Annotated in this window: 13 protein-coding genes; 9 read left to right on the forward strand and 4 right to left on the reverse strand. The window is 71.7% G+C overall.

Annotation, left to right across the window (positions count from 1 at the left end; all coding sequences use genetic code 11):
• Positions 1 to 1,485 (reverse strand): protoporphyrinogen oxidase, encoded by a 1,485-nt coding sequence (gene hemG, locus SSP29_RS33940; protein ID WP_089104707.1) that lies wholly within the window; start codon positions 1,483 to 1,485, stop codon positions 1 to 3.
• A gap of 154 nt (positions 1,486 to 1,639) precedes the next feature.
• On the opposite strand from hemG, the gene SSP29_RS33945 reads away from it, so the two are divergent.
• Positions 1,640 to 2,533, forward strand: a complete 894-nt coding sequence (locus SSP29_RS33945) for a DUF4349 domain-containing protein (protein ID WP_089104708.1) — start codon at positions 1,640 to 1,642, stop codon at positions 2,531 to 2,533.
• 37 nt (positions 2,534 to 2,570) lie between these two features.
• Entirely contained in the window at positions 2,571 to 3,956 is a 1,386-nt protein-coding gene (locus tag SSP29_RS33950) for an FAD-dependent oxidoreductase (protein ID WP_089104709.1), read from the forward strand.
• 77 nt (positions 3,957 to 4,033) lie between these two features.
• On the opposite strand, the gene SSP29_RS33955 is transcribed toward SSP29_RS33950, so the two are convergent.
• Positions 4,034 to 4,342, reverse strand: a complete 309-nt coding sequence (locus SSP29_RS33955; protein ID WP_089104710.1) for a hypothetical protein — start codon at positions 4,340 to 4,342, stop codon at positions 4,034 to 4,036.
• Positions 4,343 to 4,463: 121 nt separating this feature from the next.
• Between SSP29_RS33955 and SSP29_RS33960 the strand changes: the two genes are divergently transcribed.
• The gene (locus SSP29_RS33960) at positions 4,464 to 5,288 is read left to right on the forward strand and encodes a rhomboid family intramembrane serine protease (protein ID WP_089104711.1); all 825 of its coding nucleotides are present in this window, start codon (positions 4,464 to 4,466) and stop codon (positions 5,286 to 5,288) included.
• A gap of 9 nt (positions 5,289 to 5,297) precedes the next feature.
• Here SSP29_RS33960 and hemE read toward each other — a convergent pair whose 3' ends face one another.
• Positions 5,298 to 6,365, reverse strand: coding sequence for a uroporphyrinogen decarboxylase (hemE, locus tag SSP29_RS33965; RefSeq protein WP_089104712.1), 1,068 nt, complete (start codon positions 6,363 to 6,365; stop codon positions 5,298 to 5,300).
• Positions 6,366 to 6,485: 120 nt separating this feature from the next.
• Between hemE and SSP29_RS33970 the strand changes: the two genes are divergently transcribed.
• The 3 genes from SSP29_RS33970 to SSP29_RS33980 all read left to right on the forward strand — a co-directional run bounded on the left by SSP29_RS33970 (position 6,486) and on the right by SSP29_RS33980 (position 9,716).
• A complete protein-coding gene (locus SSP29_RS33970) occupies positions 6,486 to 7,163 on the forward strand; it encodes a DUF3000 domain-containing protein (RefSeq protein WP_089104713.1) in 678 nt (225 codons plus the stop codon).
• A gap of 325 nt (positions 7,164 to 7,488) precedes the next feature.
• Positions 7,489 to 8,148: a helix-turn-helix transcriptional regulator gene (locus tag SSP29_RS33975; protein WP_089104714.1), complete on the forward strand. Its 660-nt coding sequence runs from the start codon at positions 7,489 to 7,491 to the stop codon at positions 8,146 to 8,148.
• 287 nt (positions 8,149 to 8,435) lie between these two features.
• The gene (locus tag SSP29_RS33980) at positions 8,436 to 9,716 is read left to right on the forward strand and encodes a ribonuclease D (protein ID WP_089104715.1); all 1,281 of its coding nucleotides are present in this window, start codon (positions 8,436 to 8,438) and stop codon (positions 9,714 to 9,716) included.
• A 33-nt stretch (positions 9,717 to 9,749) separates the two neighbouring features.
• Here SSP29_RS33980 and SSP29_RS33985 read toward each other — a convergent pair whose 3' ends face one another.
• A complete protein-coding gene (locus SSP29_RS33985) occupies positions 9,750 to 10,502 on the reverse strand; it encodes a TetR family transcriptional regulator (protein WP_089104716.1) in 753 nt (250 codons plus the stop codon).
• Between the two features lie 827 nt (positions 10,503 to 11,329).
• On the opposite strand from SSP29_RS33985, the gene SSP29_RS52620 reads away from it, so the two are divergent.
• From SSP29_RS52620 to SSP29_RS34000, 3 genes are all read left to right on the forward strand, one after another.
• A complete protein-coding gene (locus SSP29_RS52620; protein ID WP_089104717.1) occupies positions 11,330 to 12,343 on the forward strand; it encodes a hypothetical protein in 1,014 nt (337 codons plus the stop codon).
• A gap of 416 nt (positions 12,344 to 12,759) precedes the next feature.
• Positions 12,760 to 13,977 carry a thiolase family protein gene (locus SSP29_RS33995; RefSeq protein ID WP_089104718.1) on the forward strand — a complete coding sequence of 406 codons (1,218 nt, stop codon included), beginning with the start codon at positions 12,760 to 12,762 and terminating at the stop codon, positions 13,975 to 13,977.
• The gene (locus SSP29_RS34000) at positions 13,974 to 16,103 is read left to right on the forward strand and encodes a 3-hydroxyacyl-CoA dehydrogenase NAD-binding domain-containing protein (RefSeq protein WP_089104719.1); all 2,130 of its coding nucleotides are present in this window, start codon (positions 13,974 to 13,976) and stop codon (positions 16,101 to 16,103) included. Before SSP29_RS33995 ends, SSP29_RS34000 begins: the two co-directional genes overlap by 4 nt.
• Positions 16,104 to 16,166: the final 63 nt, after the last annotated feature.

Consider the following 16,166-nt stretch of genomic DNA (forward strand, 5'->3'; position numbering starts at 1 on the left):
CTATTCTCCCGCTCCGCCGTGCAGGCTCTGCACCGGGTTGGCCGTCAGCTCTTCGACGGCGCCCAGGTCGCCCGCCAGCTGGTCCACCGCCGCGTACGCGCTCGCGATGCAGGCGGGGATGCCCACCCCGTCGTACTGCGCCCCGCACACCGCGAGACCCGGCAGCTCGGCGACGTGCTCGCGGACGCGGGCCACGCGCGCGTGGTGGCCGACCGGGTACTGGGGCAGGCCGTCGGTCCAGCGGGTGACGCGGGTGGCCACGGGGGCCGCGTCCAGGCCGGTGGCCGCGTGCAGGTCCTGCCGGGAGACGTCGACGAGGCCGGCGTCCTCGCGGTCGAGGACGGCCGTCTCTCCGTAGCGCCCGACCGAGGTGCGCAGGACGACGACGTCCGGGTTCTCGTCGGCGATCCAGCCCCACTTCTGGGAGGCGAAGGTGGAGGCCTTGATGGTGCGGCCGTCCACGGGCGGGACGAGGAAGCCGCTGCCCTCGGGAAGGGCGAGGTCGGCGCGTCGGTAGGCGAGGGTGACCAGGGCCATCGAGGCGTACTCGACGGCGGACAGCTCCGCCGCGGCGGCGGGCGCCTCGGCACGCAGCAGGGCGGCGGCGACGGGCGCCGGAACGGCGACGACCACCGCGTCGGCGTGCAGCACCCGGTCACCGGCGACGATGCGCCAGGCGGTGCGGGAGCCCTCATGGCCGGCCGCGTCCGCCCGGTCGGGCCGTACCCTGCGCAGCTCCGTCACGGGCGCGCCGGTGACGATCTCGCCGCCGCGGGACCGGACCGACTCGGCCACCGCGAGCGGCAGGGTGCCGACGCCGCCCTCGATGCCCATGAAGACCGGCCCGGTCTGCTGGTTGGCGACCGCCTTGGCCTGGATCTCGCGGACGGCCTCCGTCAGCGAGTCGTGGATCCTGGCGGCCTGGTAGAGCTGCGGGACCGCCGAGCGCATCGAGATGCGGTACGCGTCGCCCGCGTAGACCCCGCCGAGCAGGGGTTCGACCAGCCGGTCGACGACCTCCCGGCCCAGCCGGGCGGCCACGTACTCCCCCACCGCGACGTCGTCGCCCACCTCGGTGCGGGGCAGGTCGGCGTCGCGCTCGATGCGGGCGAGGCCCTCGTCGGACAGCACCCCGGACAGTGCGGCGGCGGTGCCGGGGACGCCCATCACATGGCCCTTGGGCATCGGCCGCAGCGCGCCCCGGGTCCAGATCGAGGCCGTGGCGGTGGCCGGCGGCTGCAGCCGGCCGGCGAGGCCCGCCTCGCGCGCGAGGGCGACCGCCTCGGGCCGGCGGGCCAGCATCGACTCGGCGCCCAGGTCGACCCGCACGCCCGCGATCTCGCCGGGCAGCAGCTTGCCGCCGACTCTCTCCGAGGCCTCCAGCACGGTCACGCGCGCGCCGCGCTCCAGCAGCCGGTGCGCCGCGGCCAGCCCCGCGATCCCGGCTCCGATGACGACGACCTGGCCCGTACCCGTTGCGCTCATGCCCTCACTCTCTCAGACCCCACTGACACTCCCGCCCCGGCCCGGTGACCCGTACGCGTCCGGACCGTGACCGCATCGGGACCGCCGCCGCCAAACGTCCCGCCCCGCCCCGGCGTCGAAGGAGCGTCAGTCGTCAAGACCCCCGGGGGGAACCATGCGCCATCCCGTACGACCCGCCCTCGCCGGCCTCCTGCTCGCCACCGCGCTCGTCCTCACCGGATGCAGTGCGAACGACGCCTCCGACAGCGGCTCCGCGAGCAATGCCAAGGCCGGTGTGAACAGTGCGGCCAAGGAGGCGGCGGGCTCGGCAGGCGCCAAGGACAGCGGCAGCGGGACCGGCAGGACGGCACCCGACCTCACGGTGAACCGGATCATCCGCACCGCTTCCCTGACCGTGCAGGTCAAGGACGTGCCCAAGGCCCTCGACGCGGCCCGCACCACGGCCGAGGACGCCGGAGGCTACGTCGGAAACGAGACCACCACCCGGGATTCCGGGGGCCGTGAACGCACCCGGGTGGTCCTCCGGGTCCCCGTCGACAAGTACGACGAGGTGCTCACCGGCCTCCAGGGCGCCGGCAAGCTGATCGACCGCACCGCGAAGGCTCAGGACGTCACCGACCAGGTGGTCGACGTGGACAGCCGGGTCGCCTCGCAGCGGGCCAGCGTGGCCCGGATCCGCGAGCTGATGGACCGGGCGACCAAGCTCGGTGACGTGGTCACCCTGGAAGGGGAGTTGAGCAGCCGGGAGGCCGACCTGGAGTCGCTGCTGGCCCAGCAGGCGTCCCTGAAGGACCGCACCAGCATGGCCACGATCACGCTGTCCCTCACCCAGACGCCGGTGAAGAAGGCGGCCGCGAAGGACGACTCCCCGGGGTTCGTGGACGCCGTGTCCGGCGGCTGGCACGTCTTCGTCACCATGCTGCGCTGGATCGCCCTGGCGCTGGGCGCGGCCCTGCCGTTCGCGGCACTGGCGGCCGTGGCGGCGCTGCTGTGGTGGAAGGTCGTACGCCGGCGTCGTGCCCCCGCCCAGCCCGGCAGCGAGACCTGAGCGAGCCCGAAATGACCGCGCCCCGTAGCGTGTTCGCATGAACATGAGCGGTGGGCGGGAACGACTGGTCGTGATCGGCGGTGACGCCGCGGGCATGTCCGCGGCGTCCCAGGCACGCCGGCTGCGGGGACCGGACGAGCTGGAGATCGTGGCCTTCGAACGCGGCCACTTCACCTCCTACTCGGCGTGCGGGATCCCGTACTGGGTCGGCGGTGACGTCGGGGAGCGGGACGATCTGATCGCCCGCTCCCCCGAGGAGCACCGGACCCGCGCGATCGACCTCCGGATGCGCACCGAGGTCACGGAGATCGACGTGGCCGGGAAGCGGGTACGCGCGCGTGACGTCGATTCCGGCGCCGAGTCCTGGACGTCGTACGACAAGCTCGTCATCGGCACCGGCGCCCGCCCGATCCGCCCCGACATGCCGGGCGCGGACGCGCCGGGGGTGCACGGGGTGCAGACCCTGGACGACGGCCAGGCCCTCCTCGACACGCTGGCACGCACGCGTGGCCGCCGGGCCGTGGTGGTCGGCGCCGGTTACATCGGCGTCGAGATGGCCGAGGCGCTGATCAACCGGGGCTACGAGGTGACGGTCGTCAACCGCGGCAGCGAGCCGATGTCCACCCTCGACCCGGACATGGGCCGCCTGGTGCACAAGGCCATGGAGGGCCTCGGCATCACCATGGTGAACGACGCCGCGGTCACCAAGGTGCTCACCGGCCAGGACGGCAGGGTGCGCGCGGTGGCCACGGAGGACGCCGAGTACCCGGCGGACGTGGTGATCCTGGGCATCGGCGTCCGCCCGGAGACCGGCCTGGCCCGGGCGGCGGGCCTGCCCGTCGGCGGACACGGCGGCCTGCTCACCGACCTCGCGATGCGGGTGCGCGGGCACGAGGACATCTGGGCGGGCGGCGACTGCGTGGAGGTCCTGAACCTGGTCTCGGGCCAGGAGCAGTACATCCCGCTGGGCACCCACGCCAACAAACACGGCCAGGTCATCGGCACCAACGTGGGCGGCGGTTACGCCACCTTCCCGGGTGTCGTCGGTACGGCGGTGAGCAAGGTCTGCGACCTGGAGATCGCGCGCACCGGCCTGCGCGAGAAGGACGCCCTGCGGGTGGGCCTGCAGTTCGAGACGGTCACCATCGAGTCCACGAGCCGCGCCGGCTACTACCCCGGCGCCAGCCCCATGACGGTCAAGATGCTCGCGGAACGCCGGACGGGCCGCCTGCTCGGCGTCCAGATCGTCGGGCGGGAGGGTGCGGGCAAGCGGGTCGACATCGCGGCCGTGGCCCTGACGGCCAACATGACGGCGGAACAGATGACGGCCCTGGACCTGGGCTACGCGCCACCGTTCTCACCGGTATGGGACCCCGTACTGGTCGCGGCAAGGAAGGCGGCAGCAAAGGTGCGAGCCTTCTAAGGGGCGCCAGGGTCACCAACCCAGGGGCGCGGGGAACTGCGCGACCAGCCCCCACGCACCTGCACCCCGCAACGCTCCTAAGCCGTCCCGCTGATCCGCGGCAGCGAAGTGACCCCCGCCCCTCCCGGCGCAGCCGCAGCCGCAGCCGCGGGCTGCTCCGCTCCCGGCCTGGCATGCGCAGCAACCGGCCGCGTCGACCGCAGCCGGTTGCTGACCGCCTCGTCCAGCGTCACCGGCCGCTGCATCTGCGCGGCAAGCCGCCCCGCCTCCTGGCCGAGCCGTGCCACGTCCTCCCAGGGCAGCCGCACGACAAGGGAGATCTCGGCCTCGCCGTCGGGCATGGCCTGCATGGGAGGGAACGCCTGAGAAGTAACCCGCTCGTTCATCGCCTGTTCCTCACGTCGCCTGAACCTCACGTCGGTCGCAAGGACATACGCACGCGCGCGTGACGACGTTCACCGGGACTCCCCGCGCATCGAGCGCCCCCGCTCTGGGCACTAGTCAGCTGTGGTCATCCCCGTTCATGACGTGAACCCGGTGCGTCGCACGCCGTACGTGACGTACGCGCTGATCGCCGCGAACGTGCTCGTCTTCCTGTTCACTCCCGGCATAGCCGGCTCCGTCGCCGGCGGCAGCGATCTGGCGCAGCTGTGTCATCTGCAGGCCTTCATGGACCACTACGCGGCGGTCCCCAAAGAGCTGATCCACCATCAGATGCCGCAGGTGGTCCCGACCGGCCAGGTGGGCATCGGCCGGAGCGGTCCCGGCTGTGTCGTCGGCCCGCCCGGCTACGACAAGTCGCCGGCGCTGTCGGTCTTCACGGCGATGTTCCTGCACGGCAGCTGGCTGCACCTGCTGGGCAACATGCTGTTCCTGCTGATCTTCGGCAACAACGTCGAGGACCGGATGGGCCACATCCGTTTCTTCCTCTTCTACGTGTTCTGCGGCTACGCGGCCGGCTACGGCTTCGCGCTCCTCAACGCCTCGTCGGGCGACCCGCTGATCGGCGCGTCCGGCGCGATCGCCGGTGTCCTGGGCGCCTATCTGGTCCTCTACCCGACGGCCAGGGTCTGGGTGCTGGTGCCGTTCCTGGTCTTCCTGCCGCTGCGGCTGCCGGCCTGGCTCGTGCTGGGCTTCTGGTTCGTGCTCCAGGCCGTGTACTCGTCCGGCGAGGGCGTCTCCGACGCCGGGACCGTGGCGTACGCCGCGCACATCGTCGGCTTCCTGGTGGGCATGGTGCTCGCCTGGCCGCTCAAGCCGGGCACGCCCCCGCCGCCGGAACCGCGCGGCCTGCTGTTCGGCAGGCGGGCCCGGCCCCGGCACAGCTGGTAGCGGGGCGGGTCAGCGCGCCGTCTCGGTGTGGACGAACTCGGCGAGCCGGGTCAGCGCGTCCGGGTCGGTGGACGGCATCACGCCGTGGCCCAGGTTGAAGACGTGGCCTTCGAGACCGGCGGCCGCGTCGAGCACCTCGCGGGCCTTGGTCTCCACCACGTCCTTGCCGGCGAACAGCACGGTCGGGTCGAGGTTGCCCTGGAGCGCCTTGCCGGGGCCGATCCGGCGGGCGGCCTCGTCCAGCGGGACCCGGTAGTCGACGCCGACGACGTCCGCGCCGGCCTCGCCCATGAGCTTCAGCAGTTCGCCGGTGCCGACCCCGAAGTGGATGCGCGGAACGCCGTAACCGGCGACGGCCTCGAAGATCTTCGCGGAAGCGGGCAGCACCGAGCGGCGGTAGTCGGCGGGGGCCAGCGCCCCGGCCCAGGAGTCGAAGAGCTGGACGGCGGAGGCGCCGGCCTCGATCTGCACCTTGAGGAACGTCGCCGTGATGTCGGCGAGACGGTCGATCAGGTCGGCCCAGAGCTCCGGGGCGCCGTACATCATCGCCTTGGCGTTCTCGTAGGTGCGCGAGGGGCCGCCCTCGACGAGGTAGCTCGCGAGGGTGAACGGGGCGCCGGCGAAGCCGATCAGCGGGGTCGGGCCGAGCTCGGCGGTGAGCAGGCCGATCGCCTCGGTGACGTAGGAGACGTCCTCGGGGGTGAGGTCCCGGAGCTGGGCGAGGTCGGCGCGGGTGCGGATCGGGTGCGCGATGACCGGGCCGACGCCGGGCTTGATGTCGAGGTCGACGCCGATGGCCTTGAGCGGGACGACGATGTCGCTGAAGTAGATCGCCGCGTCCACGTTGTGCCGGCGGACGGGCTGGAGTGTGATCTCGGTGACCAGCTCGGGCCGCGTGCACGACTCCAGCATCGGGATGCCCTCGCGCACCTTGTGGTACTCCGGCAGCGAGCGGCCGGCCTGGCGCATGAACCACACGGGGGTGTGCGGCACGGGTTCACGCCTGCACGCCTTCAGGAAGGCGCTGTCGTACGTCGCTGTCGGCTGCTGGCCCGTGGGGCTTCCGTTCGCACTCACGACGGCAAGTCTCGCACGCCCCCGAAGCCGTCGTGGCCGCACCCTGCGCGGCACCTCGGGTGGGGCCTTAGGTGGTGTCTCTCCCTGCGCGAAGGCGTCGTTCCCCTTACTCTTCCCCGCATGGCTGCGGCTCAGGGACGACTGTCGGACGGCGCTGGCGGGATGGGCGAGGGGAAGGACACCGAGGAGGACGAAGGACATACCGGGAGTACCGCGCCGCCGGCCTTCCGGGCCGCGGTCGACGCGCTGCGCGGTGCCCGGCTGCGGCCGCAGGTCGAGGTGGAGCCGACACCCGCCCCGCAGCGTCTCGCCCCGTTCGCGTACGCCGTGGAGGCGGCGGTCGTCGACGGCGACCAGGATCTCGCCGACGGGCGTCTCGTGCTGCTGCACGACCCGGCCGGGCACGACGCCTGGCGCGGCACGTTCCGGCTGGTCACACTGGTGCGCGCGGAGCTGGAGCCGGAGATGGCGGCCGATCCGCTGCTGCCGGAGGTCTGCTGGGCGTGGCTGACCGGCGCCCTCCAGGCGCGCGGCCTTGTGTACGGCGAGCCGAGCGGGACCGTGACGCGCGCCAGTTCGCACTACTTCGGCGGGCTGTCCGCGCGCCCCGCCGCCTCGCAGATCGAGATCCGGGCCTCCTGGACGCCCCGGGAGGGCCGCACCGGCATCCCGGACACCGCGGCCCATCTGGCCTCCTGGTGCGACCTGTTGGCGCAGGTGGCCGGCCTGCCGCCGGCCGCCCCCGGCGACGCCTCCGTGGTCACGCTGCCGCAGCGCCGCGATCCGCAGGCGCGCTGAACCCTCACCGTCGGTGACCGGAGACCCGTCCACCCGGGTCCCGTCGACTCACCCCTGTCCACCCGAGTCCCGTCGACTCACCCTTCATTGACCATCTCTTTGTCGATACGGCCACTTTCTGTCCCGTACGACAACGGCCCGAACCGATTCGATCTTCGGATGATCGATCGCGTGTCCGAATTGCACGTATTGTTACTCACCAGATCGTGATCATTCTCTAAAGGCGGACGGGTTTGGTGCCGAAGACGACTGTGACCTTGAAAGCACGGTTCGTCCCGGCTTCTTCCCCACAAGCCGGCCCCCGTCCCCCACCCCAGGAGGCCTGGTGTCCGTTCTCCTCGAGCAGCCCGCAAGCCTGGTCGCCTACCGCCCGAACAAGCCCACCGCCATGGTGGTCGTGGCCGACCCGCGCGTCCGCTCCACCGTCACCCGCCACCTGTGGGCGCTCGGCGTGCGCGATGTCATCGAAGCCTCGTCCATCGCGGAGGCTCGTCCCCGCATCGGCAACCCCCGCGACATCTGCGTCGCCGACGTCCACCTCCCCGACGGCTCCGGCCTGACCCTCCTGTCCGAGACCCGCGCGGCGGGCTGGCCCAACGGCCTGGCCCTGTCCGCCGCCGACGACATCGGCGCCGTGCGCAACGCCCTGGCCGGCGGCGTCAAGGGCTACGTCGTCACCGGCACCCGCACCAACATCGGGCTCCCCACCCGACCCGGTGCCGCCCCCATCGGCGCCGCCTCCCGTATGCACCGCCGCCCCCCGGGTGCCCCGAGCCACCCGGGCGGCTACCGCGAGCTCTCCGGCCGCGAGGTCGAGGTGCTCCGACTGGTCGCGGAGGGCCAGTCGAACAAGGCGATCGGCGTCTCGATGGGACTGTCCGCCCTCACCGTCAAGAGCCACCTCGCCCGCATCGCCCGCAAGCTCGGCACGGGCGACCGCGCCGGAATGGTCGCCGTCGCCCTGCGCACCGGCATCATCCACTGACCGGCCGATCACCGGCCACCAGCCACCAGCCACCGATGGCCGATCACCCGTCAACGATCACCGATGGCCGCTCACCGACCGTCGGCCGCACTGATCGTCGGTCACCGACCGGTCGTACGTTCACCGACGTGACCGGACCGGCCGCTGGTCCGTCGTCACGTCGTAACCCGCTGTCCCCCGTTCGTGGAGCTGATCTTTCACCGGCCTGACTGGTTTACGACCCTCCGGCGCCCGTCGACGGAACGTTCCGTCGACGGGCGCCGTCCACACACAGATACCCTTGACATGTGACCGACGCCCAAGACACCGCAGCAGACAGTTCACTGCGCACCACCGGGGGCACCCCTCCGGACGACGCCGGATCTTCTGTGGCGGAGGCGCCGATCCCCTTGCTGGAGCCCCGTGAGGGCATTCCGCCGGTGGTCGTGGACGAGGCCGCGCTGGCCCGGGTGATCGCCGCCTTCGCCGCCGGCTCCGGCCCCGTCGCCGTCGACGCCGAGCGCGCCTCCGGTTACCGCTACGGCCAGCGCGCCTACCTTGTCCAGCTACGCCGCGAGGGCGCCGGCACCGCGCTGATCGACCCCGTCGCCTGCCCCGACCTGTCGGGCCTCGGCGAGGCACTGGCCGGCGTCGAGTGGGTGCTGCACGCGGCCACCCAGGACCTGCCCTGCCTGCGCGAGATAGGCATGACGCCCAGCAGCCTCTTCGACACCGAGCTGGCCGGGCGGCTCGCCGGGTTCCCCCGGGTCGGGCTGGGCGCGATGGTCGAGGGCGTGCTCGGCTTCGTGCTCGAAAAGGGCCACTCCGCCGTCGACTGGTCGACCCGGCCGCTGCCCGAGCCCTGGCTGCGGTACGCGGCGCTGGACGTCGAGCTGCTCGTCGACCTGCGGGACGCGCTTGAGAAGGAGCTGGACCGGCAGGGGAAGCTGGAGTGGGCGCGGCAGGAGTTCGACGCGATCGCGTCGGCGCCGCCCGCCGAGCCGAGAAAGGACCCCTGGCGCCGGACGTCGGGGATGCACAAGGTGCGCCGGCGCCGGCAGCTCGGGGTGGTGCGGGAGCTGTGGGAGACCCGGGACCGGATCGCGCAGAAGCGGGACGTGTCGCCGGGCAAGGTGCTCAGTGACACGGCGATCGTGGAGGCGGCGCTGGCGTTGCCGCCCAATGTGCACGCCCTCGCGGGGCTGAACGGCTACGGCCACCGGATGGGGCGGCGGCAGCTGGAGCAGTGGCAGGCGGCGGTGGACCGCGCCAAGGCGCTGCCGGACGCCGCACTGCCGCAGCCGGGGCAGCCGGTCACGGGGCCGCCGCCGCCCCGGGCGTGGGCGGACAAGGATCCCGCCGCTGCGGCTCGCCTGTCGGCGGCCCGGGCCGCGGTCTCCGCGCTGGCCGAGCAGCTCACCATGCCGCAGGAGAACCTGATCGCGCCGGACACCGTGCGCAGGCTCTGCTGGGAGCCGCCGAAGGTGGTCGACGCGGAGACCGTGGGGACCGCGCTGGTGGGGTACGGCGCGCGACCCTGGCAGGTGGAGCAGGTGACGCCGGTGCTGGTGGCGGCGTTGTCCGCCTAGGCGGACGACGCCGCCGGCGCCCGGCACCCGCACTCACAGCGGGCCTCCTCCGACCGGTTCGTCCTGCGACGGCTCCGGTTCGTCCTGCGACGGGTCCGGCCCGGCCGCATCGACCTGGGCGGCCGGGCCTTCGAGGAACTCGGTGTAGAGATGCCTGCCCCGGTTCACGGAAAAGTCGATCTCGGGCAGGAGGTCCGGGACCGCGATTGCGGTCATCAAATTGCGGTACATGCGCGAGATCCGCGCTTCGACATTCCCCAGGTGCCGGTCGACGGTGTTCGAGATGAGCACCAGTCCGGCCCAGTCGCCCGCGATCTGGTAGGCCTGCTGCTCCACATCGACGAACTGTTTCAGCTCTCCGCGTCGCCGCGCTTCGGTGAGCTGACCCGCATTGAAAGCGATCCAGTCCGGCCACGGGGTTCCATAGGTCTCCGGCGCATTACTGTGGAACGACAGTTTCCAAGCGGCCTGAAGCGCGTTCTCCCGGGAGATCCGGTAAGCGAGGATCATCCCTATGTCGACCACTTCCTGGAGCATGATCCGCTGTTCCCGCAGACCGTCCATGGACAGGGTGTCCTGCATGATGGCCGTCGCCACTTCGATCTTTCCGCCCGGGAAATGCCTGTAGAAGGCCCCTTTGCTGGTCCGTGCGGCAGTGATGAGGTCACCGACCGACGTCCCTTCGTAGCTGTCCATCACAAAAAGCGCGCCGGCGGCGTCGAGGATTCGCTGCCTCGTGTCGATGGCACGCTGTTGCTGACGTCGCGGTCTGCGCGGGTTGCTCATTCGATCTCGCCTTCGAGACCCATTCACGGGTTGACGGATTCACGGATTCACGAATTCACAGCCGAACAGGCTTTGTCCTGGATGACCGCGTACGCGTTAATTCAGCCCCCCGATACTACCCCGACGATCGGACCGGGCGAGGGGTTCAAGGGATTGTTCGCGACCGCACGCGACAGCGGCAACGCGTAAGGGCCCCTGTCGGCTGTCAGTACTGACCGGCCCCGCCATCTGCCACCCGGACACCGCCTGCGACCGAGGCTCGCTTGACGCGACCGGGCCCGAGTTCCAGACTGGGCGCCTGACAGAACAGACCGAGTGGTCCCTTCTGGCATCCGAGCGGGGTGATTTCCACCCGAATCCGGGGAGAATCCCCGTAGTTGAGGGACGAGCGTGCTGTTCTGCCGCAGCAGACGAGGGACGGAGCACAAGAGACCACTCGGTCCGAACAAGACCCGGTGACGCAAGGGCCGCACACACCACCCAGATCACTACCCAGCCAATGCACGGGGGCGCACTGAGCGGGCGTCATGGCTCACGCCTGCTCAAGGACAGTCTCAGCCAGGACCGCGGGGCCGGACCCCGGAGGACTGCCCGGGCTGCCGGCCCCCACCTCACCGAGGGGAGTCCTGTGCACACACGAGGCCGTTCACGGGTGCCCGGCGAACGCCGGGGCGGGCGGACAGCACCACCGCCGGACACGGCGCGGCAGTGCTCTTTCAGACACTTTCAGCGGCCGAGCGGCGAGCCGAACCGTGGCTCCGTCCCCGTCGGCACCCGCTGACCCCGTCCAGCTGCCAGCCACCCCACCCGCACGGGAGCCCGCCGCCATGACCAGCGTCCCCTCCTCCTCCGCCGCCGCGGCCGTGCTACGGGCCGGTCCCGCCGGCGCCGCGGCGGTGGTCGCGCCGTACGACGGCGGGGCCCCGTATCAGCAGGCCTTCGCGCGGCACGGCTGGCGGACCGTGGCCGTCCTCCCGGAGCACCGGCTGCGCCCGCCGGCGTACCGGAACGCGACGCTGCCCGTCGGGTACGGCGACCGGGTCGTGCACCGGGGGCTGCGGCAGACGGTCAAGGCGCTGCGGGCGCTCGGGGTGTCGGCCGTCGTCGCGGGCGGCGCCGGGGGTATCGAGCTGGCCGAGCGGATCGCCTGGCAGCTCGGACTGCCCGGAGCCGATCCGGCGTCCTCGCCGCTGAGGTACGACCGCGGTGCCCAGATGGCCCGGCTGTCGCGACTGGGGATCCCGGCGCTGCGGGGCATCCGCACCGCGCGTCTGGCCGACGCCGTGACCTGGGCACGGTCGCACCCCGCGGCCGGCTACCTGCTTGCCCCGGCGGCCGCCGGAACCCCGGTCGACGCGGTGGAATGCGCGGACGAACGCCAGATCGGCGCGGCCTGGCCGGCCCTGTGGCACGCGGCCGCCCGGCACTGCGGCAGCCCGCACCTGGTGGTCAGCGAGCTGCCCGGTCGCCACCGGTACACGGTCGACACCGTCACCCGCCCGGGCCCGGACGGACGGCCCGAGCACGTCGTCACCGGCCTGCGGGCGGACGTTCATGCCGGTCCGCGCGCGCCGGGCGGACCGCCGGCACCGGCCCTCGCGCGCTGCACGGCCCGGGTGCTCGACGCGCTCGGCGTGGTGTGCGGCCCGGCCACCACACGGCTCGCGTACGGCGACGACGACACGGCCGGCAGCGGGCCGCGGCTGGTCTGCGCGCTCGCGGCGCCCGTCATGACACGGGCCGACGAGGCACCGTGTCCGGCGACCGGCCGTCACCGGGCTTCGGGGGTGCCGGACCCGTGGCCCGCTCCCGCCGTCCCGTTCTTCCGGGACCGTTCATGACCCGACGGCCGTCCGCATGCGTACACCACCACCCGAGAGGAGCCCCCGTGCTCACGTCACCCGCGCCCCGGTCCCGCCCCGCCCGCACCCGGCGACTGCTGACGGGCAACACCCGCATCTTCGAACTGGGCACCCGGCGGACCGAGCCGTCTCCACAGCGTCCATTCGCCGCCCAGGTGATGCGCGCCGTACGAGTCTGCGGGTCCGATGTGGCTGGTCGCGCCCCCGCGGCGGAGCCGCATATCAAGTACAGCCCCGCCCCTGCGGGGGCGCTGCGGTGCAGGCGCCCTGCCATGTGACGTTCGCCGCTCCACCCACCAGGACTGGGCAGCCACGTTACTCATAAGTAGCATGGGGCCTGAGCGCGCGCTCAGCGCATGCAGCAGTGCCATCCCGCACCCTGGAGGAGAGCCATCGTGCCTCGTACCGTCAGGGATGTCGTCTTCGTCGACGGCGTCCGCACCCCGTTCGGCAAGGCGGGCCCGAAGGGCATCTACCATGAGACCCGTGCCGACGACCTCGTCGTGAAGGCGATCCGGGAGCTGCTGCGCCGCAACCCCGGGCTGGACACCAAGAAGATCGACGAGGTCGCCATCGCCGCGACCACGCAGATCGGTGACCAGGGTCTGACCATCGGCCGTACCGCGGGCATCCTCGCGGGCCTGCCGACCTCCGTGCCCGGCTACTCCATCGACCGCATGTGTGCCGGCGCCCTGACCGCCGTCACCACGGTCGCCGGTTCCGTCGCCTTCGGCGCGTACGACGTCGCCATCGCCGGCGGTGTCGAGCACATGGGCCGGCACCCGATGGGCGAGGGCGTGGACCCGAACCCGCGGTTCGTCAGCGAGAAGCTGGTCGACGAGTCGGCGCTGTTCATGGGCATGACCGCGGAGAACCTGCACGACCGCTACCCGACGATCACCAAGCTGCGCGCGGACGAGTACGCGGTGCGCTCGCAGGAGAAGGCCGCCAAGGCGTACGCCAACGGCAAGATCCAGGCCGACCTGGTGCCGATCTCGGTGCGCCGGACGAACCCGGAGGGCGGTGAGACCGGCTGGGGTCTGGTCACCGCCGACGAGCCGATGCGCCCGGGGACCACCCTGGAGAACCTGACCGGTCTGAAGACGCCGTTCCGTGTGCACGGGCGGGTCACCGCCGGTAACGCGGCCGGTCTCAACGACGGCGCGACCGCCTCGCTCATCGCCTCCGAGGACTTCGCCCGCGAGAACAACCTGCCGGTGAAGATGCGTCTCGTGGCGTACTCCTTCGCGGGTGTCGAGCCCGAGGTCATGGGCTACGGCCCGATCCCGGCCACGGAGAAGGCCCTCGCCCAGGCGGGGCTCTCCATCTCCGACATCGGTCTGTTCGAGATCAACGAGGCCTTCGCCGTGCAGGTGCTGGCCTTCCTGGAGCACTACGGCATCGCGGACGACGACGAGCGCGTCAACCAATACGGCGGCGCCATCGCCTTCGGTCACCCGCTGGCCTCCTCGGGCGTGCGTCTGATGACGCAGCTGGCCCGTCAGTTCGAGGAGCAGCCGAACGTCCGCTACGGCCTGACCACCATGTGCGTCGGCTTCGGCATGGGCGCGACGGTCATCTGGGAGAACCCGCACTTCGAGGGGGACAAGTGAGCACCACCGCCGAGCTTCTGAAGCAGGCCTCGGACCTGTTCCCCGACGAGGTCGTCACGTCGGCGCACGTGCGCCACTTCGACCTGCCGTCCGGGGCCGGCCGCTTCGCGCTGATCACCCTGGACAACGGCCTGGACCACACCAAGCCGACCACCTTCGGCCCGGCCTCGCTGGCCAACCTCAACACCGCCATCGACCAGGTGGAGAAGGAGGCGGCCGACGGCACGATCGTCGGTGTCGGCATCACCGGCAAGCCGTTCATCTTCGCGGTCGGCGCCGACCTCAAGGGCGTCGAGCTCCTCAAGGAGCACGAGCACGCGCTCGCCATCGGCAAGGGCGGCCACGAGGTCTTCAAGCGGCTGTCGGGCCTCGCGGTGCCGACCTTCGCGTACTACAACGGTGCCGCCATGGGCGGTGGCGTCGAGGTCGGTCTGCACTGCACGTACCGGACCGTCTCGAAGGCCATCCCGGCGTTCTCGCTGCCCGAGGTCTTCCTCGGTCTGGTCCCGGGCTGGGGCGGCTGCGCGCTGCTGCCGAACCTGATCGGTGCCGACAAGGCCGTCTCGGTCATCATCGAGAACTCCCTGAACCAGAACAAGCAGCTCAAGGGCGAGCAGGTCTTCGACCTGGGCATCGCCGACGCTCTCTTCGAGGGTGCCGACTTCCTTGAGCAGTCGCTGATCTGGACCGCCCAGGTGCTGAAGGGCGACATCGAGGTCGAGCGTCCCGTGATCGACCGCGGCGAGGCCTGGGACCAGGCCGTCGCGCGCGGCCGCTTCATCGCCGACAGCAAGGTGCACGGCGCCGCCCCGGCCGCCTACCGCGCCCTGGACATCATCGCCGCCGCCAAGAACGGCGACCTCCAGCAGGGTTACGACGCCGAGGACCTGGCCCTCGCCGACCTGATCATGGGCGGTGAACTGCGCGCCGGCATCTACGCGTTCAACCTGGTGCAGAAGCGCGGCAAGCGCCCGGCGGGTGCGCCCGACAAGAACCTGGCGCGTCCGGTCACCAAGGTGGGCGTGGTGGGCGCGGGCCTCATGGCCTCGCAGCTCGCGCTGCTCTTCCTGCGCCGCCTGGAAGTGCCGGTCGTGCTGACCGACATCGACCAGGAGCGCGTCGACAAGGGTGTGGGCTACGTCCACGCCGAGATCGACAAGCTGCTCGGCAAGGGCCGTATCAACCAGGACAAGGCCAACCGCCTCAAGGCGCTGGTGACCGGTGTCCTGGACAAGGCCGAGGGCTTCTCCGACGCGGACTTCATCATCGAGGCCGTGTTCGAGGAGATCGGCGTCAAGCAGCAGGTGTTCGCGGAGGTCGAGGCGGTCGCGCCGGCGCACGCGATCCTCGCCACCAACACCTCCTCGCTGTCGGTGACGGAGATGGCGTCGAAGCTCAAGAACCCCGAGCGGGTCGTGGGCTTCCACTTCTTCAACCCGGTCGCGATCCTGCCGCTGCTGGAGATCGTCCGCGGCGAGCAGACCGACGACGCGTCGCTGGCCACCGCGTTCGCCGTCGCCAAGAAGCTGAAGAAGACCGCGGTTCTGGTGAAGGACGCCCCGGCGTTCGTCGTGAACCGCATCCTCACCCGCTTCATGGGCGAGATCCAGAACGTCATCGACGAGGGCACCCCGGTCGAGGTCGCCGAGAAGGCGGTCGAGCCGCTGGGCCTGCCGATGTCCCCGCTGGTCCTCCTGGAGCTGGTCGGTCCCGCCATCGGCCTGCACGTCTCGGAGACCCTCAACCGGGCCTTCCCGGACCGCTTCACGGTCTCCCCGAACCTCGCCGCCGTCGTCAAGGCGGGCAAGCGCGGCTTCTACGTGTACGACAGCGGGAAGCCGGAGCTGGACCCGGAGGTCGCCGCGCTGCTCAAGCAGGGTGACGTGGTCCTCACCGAGGAGCAGGTCCGCGACCGTGTCCTGGACGCCGTCGCCCAGGAGATCGGGCTCATGCTCGACGAGGGTGTCGTCGCCGAGGCGCAGGACATCGACCTCTGCCTGATCACGGGCGCCGGCTGGCCCTTCCACCTGGGCGGCATCACGCCGTACCTGGACCGCGAGGGCGTCTCGGAGCGCGTGAACGGCAAGAAGTTCCTGGCCCCGGGCGTGGCTTCGGTCCCCGCGTAACGGCCACAGCAGAGCGAAGGGGCCCTCCGCGCCACGCGGAGGGCCCCTTTTCGCGTGCCGTCA

It is taken from the genome of Streptomyces hyaluromycini, from assembly GCF_002217755.1.
In the GTDB taxonomy this organism is placed as follows: domain Bacteria; phylum Actinomycetota; class Actinomycetes; order Streptomycetales; family Streptomycetaceae; genus Streptomyces; species Streptomyces hyaluromycini.